We start from the raw sequence: 20,853 nt of genomic DNA, 5'->3' as shown, positions 1-20,853 counted from the left end.
TCCCTCTCACCGGGGAAATCCGCCCCGGGCTTCTTCGAGGAGGCGACAGCGTGAGTCTCCTGGCTCTCGGGTCTGTGCTCGTCCCGGCCTTCCCGCCTCACGGTTGGCCCATCGGGATCCGCTCGCCGATCACAGTGGCGGTACCGCACCGGATTCACACCGGTTTCCTCGCCCGCCGTCGCCCATGTCCTGGGCCATCATGCCATCCACCCCAAGACCCGCAGCAGCGGCAGTGGATGATGTTCGACCGCCGGGTAAAGCCTCAGATGAAGTTCCCCCGTGGGGCTGGACAGCCTGATACTGGGACGGTCGGTCCCGGAGGAAGCATTTCCAGGTAGTGAGCAAGAAGAGCAACACGAGCAAGCGGTACACGGCCGAGTTCAAGCGGGACGCGGTCGCGCTTGTCCATTCGTCGGGGAAGACGGTGACGGAGGTTGCCTGGGAGATCGGGGTGAGCCCGGAGGGCCTGCGGAACTGGGCGAACCAGGACAGGGCGGATCGGGGCCAGGGGTCTTCGGGTGCTCTGACCAGCGATGAGAAGGAAGAACTGCGTCGTCTGCGTCGGGAGAACCGGGAACAGCAGCAGACGATCGAGGTCCTGAAAAAAGCCGCGGCCTTCTTCGCGAGGGAGTCGACGAAGTAGCCGTGCGCTACGCGTTCATCGACGTGGAGAAGGCCACCGAGAAGAACCCCGGTGGTCACAGTGTCGCCCTGATGTGCAGAGTGCTGGGCGTGTTTCGCTCGGGCTATTACGCCTACCTCGCCGCCCGTCCGGCGGCCCAGGAACGGGCCCGCCAGGAGGACCAGTTGGTCGACGAGATCCGGCACATCCACGACGTGTCGCGGCGGGCCTACGGAGCCCCGAGGATCACAGCCGCGCTGCGGAGGAACCGGCACCGGGTCAATCACAAGCGGGTCGAGCGGATAATGCGTGAGCACGACATCCGCGGGATCACCCGTCGCCGGCGCCGCGGCCTGACCCGGCCGGACCGGAAGGCGGCCCCGTCACCGGACCTCCTCGGACGGGACTTCACCGCCACCGAGCCCGGCACGAAACTGGTCTCTGACATCACCTACCTGCCCACGCTGGCCCCTGGTGGTATCTCGCCACGGTGATCGACCTGGCCACCCGCGAGGTCGTCGGCTACGCGATGGCCGACCACCATCGGGCCGGGCTCGTCGTCGACGCGCTGAGGATGGCCGTCGGCCGAGGCGGGCTGAAGAACGGCTGCATCGCGCACTCGGATCGCGGTTCGGAATACTCCTCGCGTGAATACCGCACTCTCATAAGGGAGTTGGGTCTTCGGCAGAGCATGGGCAGAACTGGCTCATGTTACGATAACGCCGCAGCTGAGAGCTTTTTCGGACTGTTGAAAGCGGAGATCGGTACCACGATCTGGGCATCCCGCGAGGCAGCTCGCGCCGACGTCTTTCGCTTCATCGAGGTCGAGTACAACCGCACACGCCTACGGAAGCATCCCGTCTACGGATACGTCACCCCGGTCGAAACCAGGGCCCTGACAGCACAAGACCTCGCCCCCGCAGCGTAACCATCCGCTGTCCACGATCACGGGGGAACTTCATCCTGCGAGCTCCCCCGCGGAGCAGGCCGAGGTCTCTGCTGGCCAGCGGTCTGCGACCTGGTGACAGATCCGGCCACCACAACGGTGCACGACGTTCTGCAGCGGCTCAATCACGGCCTGATCCGCGGCGACAGCTCGTCCAGCAGCGTCGATGAATACCGCGCGGAGATCGAGGAGGCCGGCTTCCGGGTCCTGCAGGCGGAACGGATCGACAGCCTCCTCGGCGACTGGCTGATAGTCGCCGTCAAGCCCTGACCGCCGCGGCGGCCCTTGCTACCGTGATCACGCCCGTGGGTGTGTCCCCGTCGGGCGGATTAGAGCGACATCGGAGAGGGCGGAACGATGCGGCAGGCGACCACGAATCCGGCAGGAAAGGTCCGCATCACGACGCAGAGGAATCCGAACCCCCTCCATGAACAAGCTGAATCTGGGCATCCTGGCTCACGTTGACGCCGGCAAGACCAGCCTCACCGAGCGCCTGCTGCACCGCACCGGAGTGATTGACGAGGTCGGCAGTGTGGACGCCGGCACCACGCAGACCGACTCGATGGAGCTGGAGCGGCAGCGCGGCATCACCATCCGGTCCGCCGTGGCCACGTTCGTCCTGGACGGTCTCAAGGTCAACCTCATCGACACCCCGGGGCACTCCGACTTCATCTCCGAGGTCGAGCGGGCGCTCGGAGTGCTCGACGGTGCCGTCCTGGTCGTCTCTGCTGTCGAGGGCGTCCAGCCGCAGACCCGCATCCTGATGCGGACGCTGCGCAGGCTGGGCATCCCCACGCTGGTCTTCGTCAACAAGATCGACCGGGGCGGCGCGTGCCCCGACGGTGTGCTGCGGGAGATCCGCGGTCGGCTCACCTCGGCTGCGGTGGCGCTCTCGGCCGTAGCGGACGCCGGCACGCCGCTGGCCCGCGCGACCGCCCTCGCCCCGGGCACCGACCCGGCGTTCGCCGTCCGGGTCGGTGAGCTGCTGGCCGACCACGACGACGCCTTCCTCACCGCTTACTTGGACGAGGAGCGCGTGCTGACCGAGAAGGAGTACGGGGAGGAACTGGCCGCGCAGACCGCGCGTGGTCTGGTGCACCCGGTGTTCTTCGGGTCTGCGCTGACCGGCGTGGGCCTGGACCATCTGGTGTGCGGTATCCGGGCGTTGCTGCCGTCGGTCCACGACGCGGGGGACGCGCCGCTGCGGGCCACCGTGTTCAAGGTGGACCGTGGTTCGCGCGGGGAGGCCGTTGCGTACCTGAGGCTGGTCTCCGGCACGCTGGGCACCCGAGACTCAGTGACGCTGCACCGCATCGACCACATGGGCCAGGTCACCGAGCACGCCGGGCGGATCACGGCATTGCGGGTCTTCGAGCACGGGTCGGCCACCAGTGAGACCCGGGCGACTGCCGGGGACATCGCGCAGGCGTGGGGTCTGAAGGACGTACGAGTCGGTGACCGGGCCGGGCATTTCGACGGTCCCCCGCCGCGGAACTTCTTTGCCCCGCCCAGCCTGGAGACCGTGATCAGGCCGGAGCGTCCGGCGGACGCCGGGCGGCTGCACGCCGCGCTGCGCATGCTGGACGAGCAGGACCCCTCGATCGACCTGCGGCAGGACGAGGAGAACGCAGCCGGCGCGGTGGTCCGCCTCTACGGGGAGGTGCAGAAGGAGATCCTCGGCAGCACGCTCGCGGAGTCCTTCGGCGTACGGGTCCGGTTCGACCCGACCCGCACGGTCTGCATCGAGAAACCCGTGGGGACGGGCGAGGCGCTGATCGAGTTGGACACGCGCACGCGCAACTACTTCTGGGCGACCGTGGGTCTGTACGTCGGACCGGCCGAGCCGGGCGCGGGCATCACGTTCCGCCTGGCGGTGGAACTGGGCTCGCTCCCACGGGCCTTCCACAAGGCTATCGAGGAGGCGGTGCACACCACGCTGCGGCACGGTCTGTACGGCTGGCAAGTCACCGACTGCGCCGTCACCCTGACCCGTACCGGCTTCGCCAGTCCGGTCAGCGCGGCCAACGACTTCCGCGAGGCCACGCCACTGGTCCTGATGGACGCGCTACGGCAGGCCGGGACGCAGGTGCACGAGCCGGTCAGCTCCTTCGAACTGGAGGTTCCCGCCACCCGGCTCAGCCCGGTGCTGGCGAAACTGGCGGAGCTGGGCGCGACTCCCGGCGTGCCCACGGCCGAAGGGGACATCTTCCGGCTGGAGGGCACGATGCCGACCAGCCTCGTGCACGACTTCAACCAACAGGTTCCCGCACTGACCCAGGGAGAGGGGGTGTTCCTGGCCGAGCACCGGGGGCACCGGCCCACCGCCGGACAGCCGCCCGTGCGGCCGCGACCAGAGGGGCCCAACCCGCTCAACCGGGACGAGTACATCCTGCATGTACTCAAGCGCGTCTGAACCGGCACCGGACCGCGCCCGTGCGGCATGAGAGCCTTCTGGTCGTTCGATGTTGATGTCGCAATCCACACCGAACCCGGAAGGCCCTCACCGCGGGGGCACGCCTCAATCGGGCTCGCGCGGCACGCTCCTATCAGGCCACTCCGTGGCGGAGACCAGGGCCGGCGGGGCGGCACATCGCCGACAAGCCACCGTTGCCGGGGCAGCAAAGAAACGAGCCAGCCCCGCCGGTGTCTGTCACTGTGTCACCACCCGTGGGCCCGTGTCCCAGACTCTGTCATTGACGCGAAGAAACTCGCCGCGGCCTTCAGGATCTCATTCGCCCGCTTCAGTTCGGCGTTTTCCTTCTTCAACGCCTTGAGCTGGGCAGACTCCTGCGTCGTCGTCCCCGGACGTTGCCCCGCGTCGATCTCGTGCTGCTTCACCCAGTTCCGCAGCGTCTCACGGGAACCGATGCCGAGCTTCTCGGTCACCGTCTGCAAAGCGGCCGTCCCGTTCGGGTGATCGTCGCGCACCTCGGCGACCATGTGCCACTCCTGCCTTTTCGGCTACGCCTGTGTCCCGGCCCAGCACCTCGCCGATCTGCCGGACCGCGACCGGACCATCAGCCTGCCGCACCGCAGCGAGGATGCGCTGGTAGCGCAGACCCGAACCAGGCCGCACACCAGACGGACAGAACCCCAGCCACCGCCCCGCAGATGCCGGCAGCGCGACCGCGATCGATCCCATCGAGCAGAGAACTGGCCGCCTACCCATTACTGACTCACGCTCCTAGGTCACGCCCGGCGCCCGGTCCGGGACCAACCGCGCCGTTCATAGCGAAGGGCCGGACATGCCGTTGATCGCGAGGCGCAGATCCGAAAGGATTGAGGACCGGCGACGCGACGGGCGTGCGCGTACGAAGACGCAGGGGGCGGAAGCAGTGACAAGGGCTCGGGGCATCGTGTCGGTCTTGATCGGTGGTGTCGTGCTGCTGGCGTCGGCGTGCAGCGGGGGCGGCGGTGACGATGGGCGGAAGGCCGCTCCGTCCCCGTCGAACCTGACCACCGCGACCTCGGCCGACCCCCGCCCCACCGCGACGACCTCCGACGAACTCGCGGCGTACTGCTACCCGCACGGCCCCGAGACTCTGCTCACGGGCCAGCCGGCCTACCGGGGCAAGGGGCCGCATCCCGTGCAGCTCGGCACTAACGACCAGTCGGGTGTTCCGGCCACGCAGGCGCCGCTTCCGTCGCCGGGCGAGACGGCGTCGGCCTCGCCGGTCGACACGTACCACCCCGATCCAGCGACGGTCCAGCTCATCGCCTGCGTCGCCAACGAGCACAAGGGCAAGCTCGTGACGACCTGCCGCTTCATACACCAGGCCGACAACTACGTCCGCTACGTCCGGCAGGGCCAGTACACCGTCACGCTGTACGAGGCCAGGACTGGCCGCAAGCTCGGCAGCACGAAGGTGAAGGGTGACGACCGGTATACATGTCCGGCCCAGGAGTTCTTCCTTGACGGCGAGCCTCAGTCGAAGACCGAGTGGATATCCGCCGACCTCCCGGCGTTCCGCAAGGCCCTGGCTCCCTGGGTGAACGCCACGAAGCCGTAAGGGCATCATGAAGAGTTCTGTGCGCATGAACCAGTCGTTGAACCCGGGCGGGGACAGTTACGGGCCGTACGGTCAGCGGCGCACCTCGACGGCCTCGCATACGTATCGGTAGACGCTGGTGAGACCGATGCCGAATCCTGCCGCGAGCTGGGCATACGTGTGTCCGCACCGCAGGTGGGCCAGGACCAGCAGGGCTTGCCGGTGCTCCGGAAGGCGACGCCACCGTGTGCCGAGTTCGCGGCGTCGAGTCCTCAGCCGGCCAGTCAGGAAGCGAAGGGCCTTGCTGGACAGATCGATTCCCGATGGATAGACAAGCACGTGAAGCTCCAGGCAGACAGGTTGATCTTGGTCGACAACCCATCTACCAGGAGCTTCACTTCGGCACCCACGCAGTAGCCACCCCCGGTTGAACCTGAAACCTGATACGTAGCAGAGGCCCTCACGGAATCTCAGGCCGCGGGCAGGGGAAGCGTCACCCGTTGCCCCAGGCCGAACTCCTCAGCCTCGTCGTTGCTGACGACCGCGAATGTTCCCGCAGGCACTCCGGGCAGCCTGGCCACGCGGGAAGCTACCGCCAGGAGACGGTCTTCGCCGGCTCCGGTGATGAAGAAGACGTAGGCGTCCTCGTCCTCCTCTCCCTCGTCGAAGACCTCTACCACGCCTTGGTCTTCGAGATCGGCCAGGAACTCCTCAACCTCCTCGATCCATGGGAAGGAGTAGGCGCCGTCCGCCAGGTTCGACATCGGCAGCAGCGGTACGTGGATCTCAACAACCATGGTGGGCACGGCACCCATCCTGCCCCGGGTGCCTCCGTCTGCCCCAGCCAGGGGTGATCTAGTGGCTCGTCACAACCATCCGTTGCGCTGGGCCTGCAGGGCCAGCTGGAAGCGGTTCGTGGCGCCCAGCCGGGCCATCATGACCTGCAGGCGGCGGAACAGCGTGCGGCGGCTGATTCCCAGTTCGCGGGCGATGACGTCGTCGCTCGTGCCGCCGGCCAGGAGCCACAGCAGACGGCGGTCGGCGGGGGGTAGACCGCCTGGGCGGGTCGTGCCGCCGTGGAAGGGCAGAGCGTGCTGCCACGACTGCTCGAACAGTGCGATGAGGGCGGAGAGCAGACCGCACGGTTGTACGACCAGCATGGTGTTGTGCACGTCGGTCTCTTTGATCGACAGTGACACCAGGGCGTATGCCTCGTCGATGATCACGAGTTTGACGGGGACGGACGGCAGCACTCTGGCCTGCTCACCGGCGTTGATGCATGGTTCGATGACTTTTTCGAGATGGTCCGGGCGTTCCAGCGACTCGCGGGAGTACACGACGCGTTGCGTGACCCCGCGGGCCAGCGTGGCCAGTGCGTCGTCGGTGGCACTGGCCACAGGGAAGTAGGGGGGCGACTCGAACTGCCGGATCTGGTGGCGGGCGCTGGCCCAGGCCTGGCGCATCCTGGGGCCGATGGCGTCGCCGGTGACGATCTCGACGAGGTGGTCGTGGTGGGCCGCGAGCCGCTGGCGCCGGAACGAATCGAAGGCGCCCGCGACCGCGATGCGGGATTCCTCGACCCCGGTCACACGACGCCGGGCGAGGACCTCGAGACCGGCCGCCGGTGCCACCGGCGCCACCACGTCCTCGTCCCTCTCGGCGGCAGCGGCCAGGCCGGCGTCGACCAGCTCGCCGTACGCCGTGACCAGGCCGGGGCCGTCCAGACCAGCGGCGGCGCCGATCTCGCTCAGCGGCGCGGGAGCCAGCTCCAGCAGGGTGAGATAGACCCGGGCCGCCGCCTGACCGATGCCCAGGAGCCGCAGTGCCTCGCCGAGATTCGCGTTCGTCATGAGCCGCATTATCGACGGCCGCGGCCGGCCAGGCGTGGCCGATCTGTGCCAGTGGCACTACTGGGCACCATGTGTGGGCGTCGCGGGATAACCTCGCCGAGCCGTCGGCACGTGGCGGCGCTCGACTCCCAGGAAGGTGGATGCAGTGGCGGAAGGCCGCAAGAACGGTTTGTACTCAGGGATCTCCGAGGAACTGTCCGCGCTGATGCGGACGGGGTGGGCGGACACCGAGAGGCGTGAGCTGACGCTCGAGGAGCAGGCCCCGTACGCGGCCGCGCGCCGGGCCGCGCTCTCCGCGCGCTTCCCGGGTGAACGGCTTGTGATCCCTTCGGGGAATCTCAAGGTCCGTTCGAACGACGACACCTACCCGTTCCGGCCGTACTCGGGCTATGTGCACATGACCGGCGACCAGGCCCGGGACGGTGCCCTTGTCCTCGAACCCCGTGCGGACGGTGGCCACGACGCCTACTGCTACCAACTCCCGCGGGACAGCAGGGACAACAACGAGTTCTGGACCGGTGCCACAGCAGAGCTGTGGATGGGCCGGCGCCGCTCCCTCGCCGAGGCGGAGCGCGTGCTCGGCCTGCCGTGCCGGGACGTCCGCACCGCGGCCGGCGAGCTGACGGCCGCCTCCGGCACACCGACCCGCATCGTCCGCGGTATCGACCCGTCCCTGGAGGCCGCCGTCGCCACCGAGGCGGAGCGCGACGCGGAGCTGGAAGAGGCCCTCAGCGATCTACGCAGCGTGAAGGACGAGTGGGAGATCAAGGAGATCCGCTCGGCGGTGGACTCCACGGTGCGCGGATTCACGGACGTCGTCGGTGAGCTGTCGCGGGCGATCGCGTCGTCCGAGCGGTGGATCGAGGGAACCTTCTTCCGTCGCGCCCGCCTTGAGGGCAACGCCGTGGGCTATGGCACGATCTGCGCCGCGGGCGAGCACGCCACGATCATGCACTGGACCGACAACGACGGACCGGTGCGCCCCGGGGAACTGCTCCTGCTCGACGCGGGCGTGGAGTCGCGCACCCTGTACACCGCCGACGTCACGCGCACTCTGCCGATCAGCGGCACCTTCACCCCCGTCCAGCGCAGGGTCTACGACGCGGTGTACGAGGCCCAGGAGGCGGGGATGGCGGCCGTCAAGCCGGGCGCCGCGTATCGGGACTTTCATGAGGCGGCCCAGCGTTCCCTGGCTGCGCGGCTGGTCGAGTGGGGTTTCATCGAAGGGCCTGCCGACCGCGCGTACGAGCTGGGCCTCCAGCGCCGTTTCACGATGGCCGGTACCGGTCACATGCTCGGCCTGGACGTCCACGACTGCGCGCAGGCCCGGGCTGAGGAGTACGTCGACGGTGTATTGGAGCCGGGCATGGTGCTCACCGTCGAGCCCGGCCTGTACTTCCAGCCGGACGATCTGACCGTGCCTCAGGAGTGGCGCGGCATCGGCGTACGCATCGAGGACGACTTGCTCGTCACCGCCGATGGTCACGAGAACCTGTCGGCGGGCCTGCCGCGGTCTGCAGACGAGGTCGAGGCGTGGATGGCCCGGTTCGCGGGCTGAGCACATCAGGTAGTACCGGGCCATAGGCAGGGCCGCCGTCCGCCGAGCCTGCCCTCGCGTGAACCGCGAGCTCGCAACCTCACGCAACAGCGAGCGGACGAGCCGGCCGGTGGGAAGCCCAGCCGGACCCCGGAGGGGGCGGCGCCGGCCGTCGGAGCCGCCCCGTGAGCATCCTGGCCGGCTCCGCTGTTCCTGTGGGACCGAGGAATGCCGGCCGCATGGTGGTTCCGACGGCACACGGGCAACACGTGAGCAGCGCGGGCGAAGGAGGCGGTGATGGACCGGCAAGCGGACGAGGCAAGGATCGGTCCACGCGACGCCCGAGTCACGGTCATTCGCTGACTCGGGCAGGTCGACGGCGTGTCCTCAGTACCCCTTCAGCGCGATAGCGTTGGCGGCCTTGTGGATCGGCTCGATCGCCTTGGCCATCATGCGGTCCTTGGCCGGCATCCGGTTGAGCAGCGCCAGCGTCATCATCGAGGTCCTGACCTGGCCCTTGGTGCGCATCACCATCCGCTTGATGTTGGCCGGGCCAAGGTCCTGGTTGGCATTGACGAACGGCCGCATCTCGCGCTCGTACGCGTCGAAGCCGGCGGCGTGGTCGCCGGCCGCGAAGGCCAGTTCGTACGCGTCGGCCAGGGCCAAGCTGGTGCCCTGCCCGGAGGCGGGCGACGCGCAGTACGCGGCGTCGCCGACGAGCACCGTCCGGCCGGTCGACCAGCGCTCCATGTGCACCTGCGACAGCGAGTCGAAGTAGAGGTCCGGGGCGGCCTGGGCGCCTTCGAGCGGCAAGTGCGTGGCCAATACGCTTGTACAAGACGTATGTTTAATCAGATTCCAGCGCCAGCTCCACCCGGACCGTATTGTCTGGCACGGTCGGACGTTGGGCCGCAGCCCACCTGGTAGCCGACCGGGCAGGCACGCCCTGGGAGCGGTTCTTACGCGCGATCAGCGGCGGCAGATGGGGCCGGCAGCCCACCGGCTGGACCGTGATCCGGCTGGATGCGCCCTGGCAGGACACTCCGTCCTCTGAACGGCCCGTCTGGAGGGAGCGGGCGGCGAACCTCGCCAGGCGGGGTTGCTCCGGCTGCCCTCGAACGTCGAAGTCGGCCGGCTGGGCGGCCCCGCGGAGATCAGCACCGCGCGCGGCGACATCACCGAGTCCACGGGCGGCGATCTTCTCCCTGCTCGGCCCGGACGGTGCCGGCAAGACCACCAGCGGCCGCGAGCCTGCGTGCCTGCTTGGTCTCATCGTCGGCTGCCGGGAGGGCGTCCAGTTCCGTGGAGGCGCCGTCGTGCGCCCAGGCTGACCGGAGAGCTGCGCCCGTGGCGCAAGGGCGTGCCTTGCACCACGGGCTCGGTCAGGGAAGGGAAGGGTCTGCCGTAGGAGTCAGCGCACGGCGTAGGCCTTGATCAGGGTCTGCTCGATCCTGCTGCCGTTGGTGTCCTGTGCCTTGACGTGCAGGGACACGTACCCCTTTGCCGGGTTGCTGACGGACACCTTGTAGTGGCCGTCGCTCTTGCTCTTCACCTTCGCGGGGCTCCAGGTGGCACCGTCGTCGGTGGACATCTCCACCTCGACCCTGTCGATGTCCGGGGTGGTGCCGGTCTGGAGTGCGAACGACAGGTCGAAGTCGTAGGTGTTGCCACCCTTGGCGGTGTTCTCCGCATCCAGGCCGAAGCCGTACATAGGCCAGAGCAGCGCCAGGTTCTCCTCCCCGCTCGCCGGCCGGGCGGACTTGAACGTCCACGCGGTGCTGGTCTCGGTGGACAGCGGGAACCACGCCGGGTGCGATGTGTCCATGGTGATCCGGTAGGTCGCCGGGTCGGGGCTGACCGACAGCATCATCATCGCGCGCGTCGTCTCGGCGAGGAGCTTCCCGTCCTGGTACACCCGCACCTTCGCGTTGTCGGCGTCCGCGCCGAACCAGCCGAAGTGTTCCGGTTCACTGTCGCCCATCTCCGGGACGATGAGGGTCATGTCGTCGCCCTCGCGGACCGCGAGGGTGTTCGCCGGCCCGGCCGGGCCGTTCGCCGCGCCCAGCCAGGTTTGCTCACGCCGCTCGCCCGGGCTGTAGACGCGGAGTACGTCATCCATGCGGCGGACGATGTTGGGGGCGGCCGGGAAGACCGCGTGGGACCATCGCATGTCCTTCAGGGTCGGCCACTTGCTGCCGGTGGAGTACCACTCCTCCCGGTCCAGCGGCCCATCGACGAACTCCACCCACTGGATGATGAGACGCTCCCTCGGGCGGACCACCGATGCGGCCTCGCCGAGTCTGGTGCCCTTGGCGCCGCGGTACTGGGACTTCACCACGGCCGAGTTCTCGGTAGTGACCGCGTCGACGGGGTTGGCAGGAATTCCACCGGGAACCATCAGCGCGATGTTGTACACATAGGGGCTGCTGGCGATGCCGTGCAGGTTGACCTGCGCGGGGCCGTCGGCCATCCGGTCGAAGAGCACCGCGCCTTCGTCCCGGTTGAGGGTCCAAGCCGGGATGGCCGTGCGGGCGGCGAACGGCACACTGGTGTTGAAGGAGCCCGGCTGGTCGCCGACGACGATCACTGACTTCGCGCCGGCATCGGCCACGGCGGCGATCTGGTCGGCCGTCTTCCGGGTGGCATCGTTGGTGACCACCGCGAGCTTGCCGGTGAGGTCCTTGCCCGCCAGGTCCTCGGGCCGTCCCTTGCCGGCGTCGACCGCCCGGAGCGTGCTGGGGCCGTCCAGCCGGGCCGCATTGAACACCGGCTCGAGCGGAAGCGCGCCGCCCTGCCCGGCAATGGACGCCCGGATCGTCGGGGCGTACCTGCGCTGCTGGAAGTCGAACTCGAACGTGCCGAGCTTCACCGGCTCGGTGGGCACCACATAGGCGTGGTCCCAGGTCGGGCTCAACATGAACTTCATGAAGTCGACCCCGTAATTGCCGGGGAGCTGCTGACGGTACCCGAGTTTGTACCCGTTCGGCTCCGACTCCTTGGGCGTCGCGACCTTGACCTCCTTGCCCAGCCGGGCATCGAGCGTGATCGTCTTGTCCGCCTTCAGCTCCACCATGGGGTCGCCGGCGAGGGTACCGTCCAGGACCTCGGCTCCGGCCTTGTCCCACGTCTGGACGACGCCCATGACCGAGTAGCGTCCCAGCGGCACTGCGACAGTCGCCGTCCCGTCCTGGAGGTAGGGCCGGATGACCTCGTCCTGGTCCGGGTCGAACACGATCACGTCGGCGCTCTGCGCCGGGTTTCCGTTCCGGTCGATCGCGTTGACGGTGAGGTCGACGGTGGGCACCCCCTTCGTCGCGCCGACGGTGGTGTGGATCGCAGTGCCGTCGGGCGCGGTGGCGGTGATGACACCGGTGTAGTCGCCCAGGTCGCAGAGTTCGGGGTGGTAGGTCACCGTCACGCTCGCGGTGGAGTTCGCCGGGACCGTCACCCTGTTGGTGCTGAGCGTGAACGTGCCGTCCGGTGCGGGCCCGGTCTCCCCGGAGGCGGCCAGGCGGAGCGACAGCGTGGTGTCCGCTGCGGAGGTGTTGACGTAACTGACCGTCTTGGTGACCGGCGCGCTCTCGGCCGTCGACTTGCCCATGCTGACGACTGCGGGACTGGAGTAGACCGTGGCGTCGATCGCCTTGGGTACGTCGACCCGGCCGCCGCCCTGCTGATAGGCCGTGTACGAGCCCTGCTTGGCGGTGCTGACCAGCACCTGCTTGAGCCGGTCCGCGGTCCAGTCCGGGTGGCGCTGGGCGAGGATCGCCGCGGCGCCGGCCATGTGCGGCGTGGCCATCGAGGTGCCGCTGGCCGAGGTGTAGTTGGCGTCGACCGGGCTACCCATCGAGGTCCCGGCGGCGCGGGCGGCGACGATTCCCACACCCGGTGCGGTGATCTCCGGCTTGACCGCGAAGTCGCCCTTGCGCGGGCCGCGGCTGGAGAAGCCCGCGAGCACCTCCGACTTGGACACCGCGCCCACGGTCAGCGCGGCGTCGGCGGCACCCGGCGCGCCCACGGTCGACTTGTCCGAGCCCTCATTGCCGGCCGCAACGACGAACAGCGTGCCGGAGGACTCGGTGAGCTGGTTGACGGCCTGGCTCAGCGGGTCGGTGCCGTCACTGGCGACCGACGAGCCCAGGCTCATGCTGACGACGTCCGCACCCTCGGCCACCGCCCACTCCATGCCGGCGATGACCCCCGACTCGAGTCCGACTCCCGCCTTGTTGAGGACCTTGCCGATGTACAGGTCTGCGCCCGGCGCCACACCCTTGTACTTGCCGCCCGACGCGGCACCCGAACCGGCGATGGTAGAGGCGACATGCGTGCCGTGACCGTGGTGGTCGACCGCGTCGGAATCGTCGGTGAAGTTCTGCGTCTTCTTCACCCGACCCGCCACATCGGGGTGGTTGGGGTCGATACCGGTGTCGAGGACGGCCACCTTGGTGCCAGTGCCGTCGTAGCCGGCCGCCCACGCGGTCGGCGCGCCGATCTGCGGCACGCTCCGGTCCAGCGTCACGTTCACCGGCCGGTCGAGCCAGAGTTTCTTGATGCCACCGGCAAGCTTCGGTCTGGTCGTCGCGGCGGCGCTGTCGTCGTCGACGGCCTCCCAGAACGTCGCCGCCTTCTTCTTGCTGGCATGCAGCGCAACCGCGTTGGCGCTGGGCAGCACGCGCTCCTTCGCCGAACCGGCCGGCGCGTCCTGCTTGAGCGCCTTGCCCGCCTTGCCCGGCGCGCCGGCGTAGGTCGCGATCAGCGGCACGGCGGAACGGTGCGCGTCGTCGTAGCCGTACTCGACCAGCTTGGAGACGTTGAACAGCTCGCGGTCGAGCTTGTTCGCGGCGAGGTACGGCTGTGCCTCATCCGGGATGACATAGACCTCATCGCGCACCCGCAAGGTGGAGAACGCCGCTGGGGTGCCGTCAGACGTGGGCGCGACCGTTGCTGCCTGGGAGCCGTCTGCGTGGCGCTCCAGCGTCACCACCTCACCCGTGACGAGGGTGAGTTTGTGTGTGGTGACAACAGGGCCGTCATGCCGTGGCTGGGCAGCCTGAGCGGCTGACGCGGCCGGTGTTGCTGCGGCGGCGACGGGCAGGGCGACGAGCGTGCCGGCCACACAGGCCGCGGTCAGCACCCCCAGGGCCGTCCGCACTGGACGGCGTGTCAGCCGGTAGGCTATGGGGGGGGTCGGGCTGGCTGAGGATCCGGTCGACCCAGCCGGTCGTGACTGTCTCATTAAGGCGATGACCTTCTCGAGGGGGTACAAGGGCGCGCGAAAGCCACGCGGTCGCCAGCATTCGGCGCCGCGGCGGAACAACGCGTTGGTTGTGGTGTGGGGTTGTGCTGCTTTCAAGTGCGAGCGGTGCAGCAGCACAAGGTCGGCGGACCGCGTGCCGTGTTGATGCGGCGGCCGGGCGCCGCCGATATGTCAGGCACGTGAACCTCGCTGCGCTGCGGGATCCGGAAACTCGGGCCGGTCGAGCGGGTTGGAGGGGTCCACCGGATTCGGCCGTGCGGTCGGCGACGTGGGGCCGGGCTGCGGCTCGGGGATCAGGCCACGGGCCAGTGCCGCCGTCACGGCGCCGGTGCGGCTGTCCACCCCGAGCTTGCCGAAGACGTGGACCAGGTGGGTCTTCACCGTTGCCTCGCTGATGAACAGGGCTCGTGACACCTGCCGGTTCGACAGTCCCCTCGCGAGGTGGGTGAGGATCTCTATCTCACGTGGTGTCAGCCTGTGCTGCGGTGCTCGCGTGCGGCCGAGCAGCCGGGTGGCAACGGGCGGGGCCAGCACGGTCTCGCCGATCGCGGTGGCCCGTACCGCGGAGATCAGCTCCTCTACCGGTGCGTCCTTGAGGAGGTAACCGGTCGCACCCGCTTCGACGGCGGCGAAGATCTCGGCATCGGTCCTGTAGGTGGTGAGGATCAGCACCCGGGGCGGTTTGGGCAGGGCCCTGATGCGGCGGGTGGCCTCGACACCGTCCATGCGCTCGCCACCCTCTCCCCCGCTGCCGGCCGCATCGGCGGCGGCGCCTGACATCCCGTCGACACCGCCGCCCATGCGCAGGTCCATGAGGACCACATCGACCGCCACAGGCCCGGCGACCATGCGCAGCGCCTCGGCGCCGTCCCCCGCCTCACCGGCCACCACGACCTCGGGCACGTCCTCGAGCAGCGCGCGCAGGCCACGGCGCACCACCGGGTGGTCGTCGACGATCAGCACGCGCACCTGCGCCATGGAGGGCGGTTCGGCCGTGTTTTGCCGCTCGGGGTCGGTGTGCGGCCCGGTCACGACGTCCCCCCTTGCGGCATCGGCAGGCTGGCGGCGACCGCCGTCCCCTCACCGATCGCGGACTCGACGGTGAGCGCGCCGCCCAGCTCCTCTATCCGCTGGCGCATCCCGTGCAGTCCGAAGCCGCCACGGGCATCCTGCCTGGGCAGTTGAGGATCGAACCCCTTGCCGTCGTCAAAGACGTCGAGAGTGACCCGGTCGTCCAGGTAGGACAGGCTCACCACACAATGGGCAGCGCGCGCGTGCCCGCGCACATTGGCCAGCGCCTCCTGGGTCAGCCGCAGCAGCGCCACATCGCACTCGGCACCCAGCGGGTACAGATCCCCGTGCAGATGGAACGCGGTGCTGAGACTGTTGTCCGCACTTCGGTCGACCAGCCGGCGCAACGCCTCGGGCAGGGGCGTCTCGACCAGGGGCGGCGGGCTCAGCTCGCACATGAAGTGCCGGCACTCGGCGAGGTTCGCCGTGGCGACCTCGGTGGCCGCCTCGGTCCTCTCCCGCGCCACGGATGCGTCCGGCGGCAGCGCGGCGGCGGTGGCGCGCAACAACATGATCACACTCGACAGGCCCTGCGCGACCGTGTCGTGGATCTCCCGGGCCAGTCGCTGGCGTTCGGCAAGTCGGCCGGCCTCCCGCTGCGACTCCGCCAGCCTGTCCCGGGCGACAACCAGCTCACCGATGAGCGCTTGGCGGGCCTGGCGCTCCCGGTGCACCGACCGGTACCCGAACACCATCAAGGTGGAGGCCAGCGCGCCCATCACCGGCCCGGCCACATGCGGGATATCCAGCGTGCCGGTCTGTACTCCCTTGGCGGCAACCACGATGGCGGTAGCCACGGTGACGGCCGGGATTGCCAGCCGCAGTGGCAGCAGTTGGACATACAGCACGATCAACGGGAACGCCAGCCAGCTGAACCCCGCATGGAATGCCATGAGGCAGACCCACACCACAGTCATCGCGCCGAGCCAGCGCACCGTACGGCCCGGGTTCTGCCCGCCCGTGTCGACGGACTCGGCGCGATCCTCACGACGGCGAGCGCCGGCAAGCCTGACAGGACCGGCGAAACCGGCCGCGTACGTGGCGGCGAAGAGCACGCACAAGGCGACGACGATGGACGCGTCCTGCCTCGCCACAGTCGTTCCCGGACCGACCACGACCGCAAGGGCCAGAACGAGCGAGGACACGAGCAAGCCGTTCAACGCAAGCCGCAGCGCCGGCGGCATGGCGTACGCCACCCCTCTGAGCTGCCCAATCCTCATCCGCGCCTCACTCCCGGTTCACCTCAGGCGGTCAGCGCAGAGACTAAGCCGTGTACCAACTGGGGGGCATGTCCATCCTTTGATTGATCCAAAACAGCGCTTTATCCTCAACTTTCCTGAACTGCGGGATATTCGAGATCCGGAGAGACAGCATCAAAATTGGCCTTCGGCGCCACAGGCCGGCGAGTTCGATGCGCCGTCGGCTCGCGACGCCCGGCACGGGCGGCGGCGAGGGCCGCCCGACCCCGCTGGGCACCGCGTTCGCCGAATACGGGCGCATGGCCTAGACTTTGCACCTGCTGCGGGGGGTCGACCCGGTGGACGACACCGGCGATCACGACGAGTAGAACTCGCCCCGGAAGCGTGACAGTTCCACGAACGGGTCCTGCCGGACAGCGTGATGCAGCAGACTCATCCCCACGGCCTTCGTGCTGAGCGTGTGTGTTCCTTGGTCGGACCACATGCTCAGCCGAAGGCCGCCTGTCCGTACGGCAGTTACCAGACCGGGTGATCAAGTACGAGACGCTGTTCGACGCCCGAGCTAAAGATCAAGTTAAAGACTGCGACAATGACGCAAACAGAACAGGGCATCCTTTATGGAAAGGTGGCCGAAAAGCAGTACACAGGAAAGATATGGAAGGTCCGCCTCAGGCAGGGCAGTTCAGCCATTTCTGTAACTACCGGTGGGTCACCTTAGATGGCCTTTCTGCAGCCCAAGTGGCCTTAATGACACATTGAATGGCTGATTCCGTCGATTGGATACTGCCAACCCGAAGAATGCACCTTGCCTACCAGGTGAAGGGCCGCGAGGATCGGTGTCCGTGGCGCCCTGGGCTTTAAGATCGCGCCGCACTGGAAACCGTCCGTCTTCGACTGGAAGGTCTGTCTGATGAGAGCTCGTCGGTTTGTCGCCGCTGCCTTCGTCTCCTCTGTCCTTGCTGTTGGCGCGACCGCAGTGACCGTGGGCCCCGCTGCTGCAGCCCCGGAGCGAACTGCCGCTACCTCGTCCGTCACCGGCTGGTATTGCGGCTACGACAACCGGACCACGCCGCCCACCATCAGTTACGGGGCCAAGGGCGACACTGTTCGCGAGGCCCAGTGCCTTCTGATCTCACTGGGCTACAGCGTGGGCCCCTATGGGATCGACGGCGACTTCGGCTCGGGCACTCGCTCCGCAGTCCGCGCCTTCCAGTCTGACTACCATCTCGGTGTCGACGGCATCGTCGGCAAGAACACCTGGTACGGACTGCGCAACTACTGATCGGGTTATCCGTCAAAAAGGAATCTGGCGGCCCGGGTTTTGAGCAGCGATTGCAACAATAAGTGGCCATCTCCTTAAGGTCGCCAGCGGCTCCTGGCGGAAGGCGCCATTCGTGACGCAATATTATCTAACGGAGGGCGTCGATTAGCCTCGATCTTTCATGAGGGGCCGTCAGCTTGCTGACGGTCCCTTTCCATTTGTTCGAGGCGGAGATTTCTGCGGGTGGGCAGGTTGGTGGCCCGGCTGTCGCGTCGGGTGGGCGCCGGCTTCCACGCTCCGGTGTGGTGGTGTGGTTCGTAGGGACGGGGAACGTTGCTGGTCAGCCAGTGTTGGGCAGTGCTTGCAGCCGGGCCAGGGCGTCTGTGATCACATGGGTCCAGGGCCAGTGCCCGGCAAAGCGGAGGATGCGACGCCGTCCGGTGGTGGCGAGCTGGGCGGCGGCACAAAAGAGCCGCAGCCGCAGGCGGCGGGGTTCCCAGAGGCGGGCTGTGCCGGTGAGGGCGAGCAGGTCGAGGGCGATCTGGACGATCTCCAGCCAGATCTGGTTCTGCGCGGCGTCGTGCAGGGGCAGGTTGCGCAGGCCGGTGGCGCGGGCGGCGTGGATGCGGTCCTCGGTGCGGGCCCGCTGGCGGTGCCGCAGCTCCAGCTCCGCGATCTTCTGGCCGGTGGTGTTGGTGGCGCGAGGACGTACGGGTCGGCAGAGCCTCACGGCCGCACGGGACGTCACCATCCCGGCCCGAGCAGACCGGATGCCCGGCCGCAGTGGCGGGCGCGTCGCCGATGGCCAAGGCGGAGGCTTCCTCGCGGCACAGCTTGCACAGACCGTCATCGAGGGCCCGGCCGGTCAGGAAGATCCGGCACCCGCACTCACCGCAGGAACCGCGAGGCGGGCCCCCGGTTCACGTGGGCCCGGCAGCGGCGCTGTGCCCACGTCGATCACCTGCTGGAGCTCGCAGTCCCGGCAGACGCCGGACCGGCCGGGCTTGATGCCGTGCTCAGGGCACAGGCCCTGATCCATACGCTGGGCGCGCTGGCGGGCGGCGAACTTGTCGGCGACGACTTCCTCGCACACCGCGCAGCGTTCGCCGTTCGACCAGCGCACCCCGGACTCGCAGTCCAGGTGTCCGCAGCCCCAGCGCGGCAACGCGACTCCGAGCAGGCTTCAGCCCTTCGCTGTCGTGGACGTTGGCCGCTGAGACGCCGACGACCAGGGGCAGTCCGTTCGCGTCCGACAGGACGTGCATCGTGGAACCCGGCTTGCCCCGGTCCACGGGACTCGGACCTGTGTGTTCGCCCCCGTTACCTTCTTCGTGGCCTCGCAATGAGGCTCCCGGCCTTCGGCCCCGGCATGACTTGAGCCCCCAGTCGACGATGATCGAAAAAGTGGTGTCACCGGGATCGAAGGCATTGGCAGACCGCTGATCAGAGGCCCGAGCGCCGATCCCGGACGGGGGAGGCAGTCTCTTCGTAACGTGGATGCCGGCACGCTGATGCCGCAGGTGAGGGCCGGGAAGAGCACCGAGCACAGGAGCAAGCACGTGACCGCTGACGGCGAGATCGACGTCTACCTGGGTCTGGACGTCGGCAAGGGCGAACACCATGCCACGGCGCTGACCCCAGCGGGCAAGAAGGTCTTCGACAAGCGGCTGCCCAACACCGAACCGAAGCTTCGTGAGGTGTTCACCAAGCTCCAGGCCAAACACGGCACCGTTTTGGTGGTGGTCGACCAGCCCGCCTCCATAGGTGCGTTGCCTCTGGCCGTGGCCCGTGACGCGGGCTGCCGCGTCGCCTACCTCCCGGGCCTGACGATGCGGCGAATCGCCGACCTCTACCCGGGTGAGGCCAAGACCGACGCCCGCGACGCGCACGTCATCGCGGACGCGGCCCGAGCGATGCCGCACACACTGCGTGCTGTTGAACAGGCCGATGAGACCGTGGCCGAGCTGGAGATGCTTACCGGGTTTGACGACGACCTGGCCGCCGAGGCCACGCGGACCAAGAACCGCCTGCGGGGCCTGCTGACGCAGATCCATCCACCGCTAGAAAGGGTCGTTGGCCCGCGCCTGGACCACCCTGCCGTGCTCACACTGCTCGAACGCTTCGGCTCCCCGGCCCAGCTCAGGAAAGCAGGACGACGCAGGCTGGTCACACTACTGCGGCCGAAGGCGCCGCGGATGGCCGAGCGCCTGGTCGATGACATCTTCACCGCACTCGACGAGCAAAGCGTGGTAGTCCCGGGCACCGACGCTGCCGCCCTGATCATCCCCAGCCTCGTCTCCATGCTCGGCTCTCTACTGGACCAACGCAGACTCCTCGCCGCGAGGATCGAGGAACTTCTGGAGGCTCACCCTCTTTCCCAGGTCCTGACCTCCATGCCCGGCATCGGGGTCAGGACTGCCGCCCGCATCCTCGTCGACGTCGGCGACGGCAGCACCTTCGCCACGGCCGGACACCTGGCCGCCTACGCCGGCCTGGCCCCGGTCACCCGTGCCTCCGGTTCCTCCATCCGCGGTGAACACCCCGCCCGGCGTGGCAACAAACAGCTCAAACGCGCCTTCTACCTCGCCGCGTTCGCCTCGCTCTCGCAACCGGAGTCACGCGCCTACTACGACAGGAAGCGTCGCGAAGGAAAGCACCATGTCGCAGCCCTGGTCGCCCTCGCCCGGCGACGCATCGACGTGCTCTTCGCCATGCTCAGAGACGGCACCTTCTACGAGCCCCCGACTTCCATCACAGCTTGACGAAAGCCATAGAGGCACTTTTTAGCCCTTACGTGGGCGGAGTCGAGGACAACACGGGAAACATCGATGGGCCCATTTCATCCTGACGTTGCTGGTCACGGGGCTGGTGTGAGTGCGGTGTCCGGATTCTCGTGCAGGTCGTGCGTGGTTGCCGAGCACCGTGATCGTCTGACAACGAGGCCAGATGGCTTCCGTGGTCCGGCTGACGACGTGCGCGACGGGTCGAGATCCCCCTGTTCAGGTCTTCCGTGGAAGGTCAGTCTTTGCGGACGCTGAGCAGGTCGCCGGGCTGGCAGTTCAGTTCGCGGCAGATCGCGGTGAGGGTGGAGAAGCGGATCGCCTTCGCCCGGTCGTTCTTG

The 20,853-nt window shown here is 68.3% G+C and carries 16 protein-coding genes, 5 pseudogenes and 1 riboswitch; of the genes and pseudogenes, 9 read left to right on the top strand and 12 right to left on the bottom strand.

Annotated elements, in window-relative coordinates:
- Window positions 1-52 precede the first annotated feature (52 nt).
- Window positions 53-170, bottom strand: a riboswitch (cobalamin riboswitch).
- Window positions 171-337: 167 nt separating this feature from the next.
- From ACWDEX_RS23840 to otr(A), 5 genes are all read left to right on the top strand, one after another.
- Complete coding sequence (locus ACWDEX_RS23840) at window positions 338-643, top strand: transposase (RefSeq protein WP_450465869.1); 306 nt, start codon at window positions 338-340, stop codon at window positions 641-643.
- Between the two features lie 2 nt (window positions 644-645).
- Window positions 646-1,116, top strand: coding sequence for an IS3 family transposase (locus ACWDEX_RS23835; protein WP_450465868.1), 471 nt, complete (start codon window positions 646-648; stop codon window positions 1,114-1,116).
- Window positions 1,113-1,550 carry a DDE-type integrase/transposase/recombinase gene (locus ACWDEX_RS23830; RefSeq protein WP_450465867.1) on the top strand — a complete coding sequence of 146 codons (438 nt, stop codon included), beginning with the start codon at window positions 1,113-1,115 and terminating at the stop codon, window positions 1,548-1,550. The genes ACWDEX_RS23835 and ACWDEX_RS23830 overlap by 4 nt, the downstream gene beginning before the upstream one ends.
- A gap of 93 nt (window positions 1,551-1,643) precedes the next feature.
- Window positions 1,644-1,838, top strand: a complete 195-nt coding sequence (locus tag ACWDEX_RS23825) for a hypothetical protein (RefSeq protein ID WP_450465866.1) — start codon at window positions 1,644-1,646, stop codon at window positions 1,836-1,838.
- Window positions 1,839-1,995: 157 nt separating this feature from the next.
- Window positions 1,996-3,981, top strand: a complete 1,986-nt coding sequence (gene otr(A), locus ACWDEX_RS23820; protein WP_450465865.1) for a tetracycline resistance ribosomal protection protein Otr(A) — start codon at window positions 1,996-1,998, stop codon at window positions 3,979-3,981.
- 290 nt (window positions 3,982-4,271) lie between these two features.
- Here otr(A) and ACWDEX_RS23815 read toward each other — a convergent pair.
- Window positions 4,272-4,508, bottom strand: a pseudogene (locus ACWDEX_RS23815) (transposase); the annotation flags it as partial.
- A gap of 416 nt (window positions 4,509-4,924) precedes the next feature.
- Here ACWDEX_RS23815 and ACWDEX_RS23810 point away from each other — a divergent pair.
- Window positions 4,925-5,578: a hypothetical protein gene (locus ACWDEX_RS23810; RefSeq protein WP_450465864.1), complete on the top strand. Its 654-nt coding sequence runs from the start codon at window positions 4,925-4,927 to the stop codon at window positions 5,576-5,578.
- Window positions 5,579-5,659: 81 nt separating this feature from the next.
- Here ACWDEX_RS23810 and ACWDEX_RS23805 read toward each other — a convergent pair.
- The 3 genes and pseudogenes from ACWDEX_RS23805 to ACWDEX_RS23795 form a co-directional block, all read right to left on the bottom strand.
- Window positions 5,660-5,896, bottom strand: a pseudogene (locus ACWDEX_RS23805) (helix-turn-helix domain-containing protein); the annotation flags it as partial.
- Between the two features lie 131 nt (window positions 5,897-6,027).
- On the bottom strand, window positions 6,028-6,354 hold the full coding sequence (locus ACWDEX_RS23800; protein WP_450465972.1) for a hypothetical protein: 327 nt from the start codon (window positions 6,352-6,354) through the stop codon (window positions 6,028-6,030).
- A 69-nt stretch (window positions 6,355-6,423) separates the two neighbouring features.
- The gene (locus ACWDEX_RS23795) at window positions 6,424-7,407 is read right to left on the bottom strand and encodes a helix-turn-helix transcriptional regulator (RefSeq protein ID WP_450465863.1); all 984 of its coding nucleotides are present in this window, start codon (window positions 7,405-7,407) and stop codon (window positions 6,424-6,426) included.
- A gap of 145 nt (window positions 7,408-7,552) precedes the next feature.
- On the opposite strand from ACWDEX_RS23795, the gene ACWDEX_RS23790 reads away from it, so the two are divergent.
- Window positions 7,553-8,965 (top strand): aminopeptidase P family protein, encoded by a 1,413-nt coding sequence (locus tag ACWDEX_RS23790; RefSeq protein WP_450465862.1) that lies wholly within the window; start codon window positions 7,553-7,555, stop codon window positions 8,963-8,965.
- A 366-nt stretch (window positions 8,966-9,331) separates the two neighbouring features.
- Here the strand turns inward: ACWDEX_RS23790 and ACWDEX_RS23785 are convergent, their stop codons facing one another.
- The 4 genes and pseudogenes from ACWDEX_RS23785 to ACWDEX_RS23770 all read right to left on the bottom strand — a co-directional run bounded on the left by ACWDEX_RS23785 (window position 9,332) and on the right by ACWDEX_RS23770 (window position 16,492).
- Complete coding sequence (locus ACWDEX_RS23785; RefSeq protein ID WP_450465861.1) at window positions 9,332-9,769, bottom strand: FAD-dependent monooxygenase; 438 nt, start codon at window positions 9,767-9,769, stop codon at window positions 9,332-9,334.
- 586 nt (window positions 9,770-10,355) lie between these two features.
- Window positions 10,356-14,096, bottom strand: a complete 3,741-nt coding sequence (locus ACWDEX_RS23780; RefSeq protein ID WP_450465860.1) for a S8 family serine peptidase — start codon at window positions 14,094-14,096, stop codon at window positions 10,356-10,358.
- 396 nt (window positions 14,097-14,492) lie between these two features.
- Window positions 14,493-15,179 (bottom strand): annotated as a pseudogene (locus ACWDEX_RS23775) (response regulator); the annotation flags it as partial.
- A gap of 50 nt (window positions 15,180-15,229) precedes the next feature.
- Window positions 15,230-16,492: a sensor histidine kinase gene (locus ACWDEX_RS23770; RefSeq protein ID WP_450465859.1), complete on the bottom strand. Its 1,263-nt coding sequence runs from the start codon at window positions 16,490-16,492 to the stop codon at window positions 15,230-15,232.
- Window positions 16,493-17,381: 889 nt separating this feature from the next.
- Between ACWDEX_RS23770 and ACWDEX_RS23765 the strand changes: the two genes are divergently transcribed.
- Window positions 17,382-17,753 carry a peptidoglycan-binding domain-containing protein gene (locus ACWDEX_RS23765; RefSeq protein ID WP_450465857.1) on the top strand — a complete coding sequence of 124 codons (372 nt, stop codon included), beginning with the start codon at window positions 17,382-17,384 and terminating at the stop codon, window positions 17,751-17,753.
- Between the two features lie 319 nt (window positions 17,754-18,072).
- On the opposite strand, the pseudogene ACWDEX_RS23760 reads toward ACWDEX_RS23765, so the two are convergent.
- From ACWDEX_RS23760 to ACWDEX_RS23750, 3 genes and pseudogenes are all read right to left on the bottom strand, one after another.
- Window positions 18,073-18,432, bottom strand: a pseudogene (locus ACWDEX_RS23760) (transposase); the annotation flags it as partial.
- A gap of 165 nt (window positions 18,433-18,597) precedes the next feature.
- Entirely contained in the window at window positions 18,598-18,897 is a 300-nt protein-coding gene (locus ACWDEX_RS23755; RefSeq protein WP_450465985.1) for a hypothetical protein, read from the bottom strand.
- A 13-nt stretch (window positions 18,898-18,910) separates the two neighbouring features.
- Window positions 18,911-19,051, bottom strand: a pseudogene (locus ACWDEX_RS23750) (IS5/IS1182 family transposase); the annotation flags it as partial.
- A gap of 240 nt (window positions 19,052-19,291) precedes the next feature.
- On the opposite strand from ACWDEX_RS23750, the gene ACWDEX_RS23745 reads away from it, so the two are divergent.
- Window positions 19,292-20,494, top strand: a complete 1,203-nt coding sequence (locus ACWDEX_RS23745; RefSeq protein ID WP_450465856.1) for an IS110 family transposase — start codon at window positions 19,292-19,294, stop codon at window positions 20,492-20,494.
- A gap of 256 nt (window positions 20,495-20,750) precedes the next feature.
- On the opposite strand, the gene ACWDEX_RS23740 is transcribed toward ACWDEX_RS23745, so the two are convergent.
- Window positions 20,751-20,853: helix-turn-helix domain-containing protein (locus tag ACWDEX_RS23740; RefSeq protein WP_450465971.1), on the bottom strand; the 103-nt coding region annotated here is incomplete at its 5' end.

This window comes from Streptomyces sp. NPDC001020 (assembly GCF_053599115.1).
This window is presented reverse-complemented; position numbering and strand designations above follow the sequence as displayed.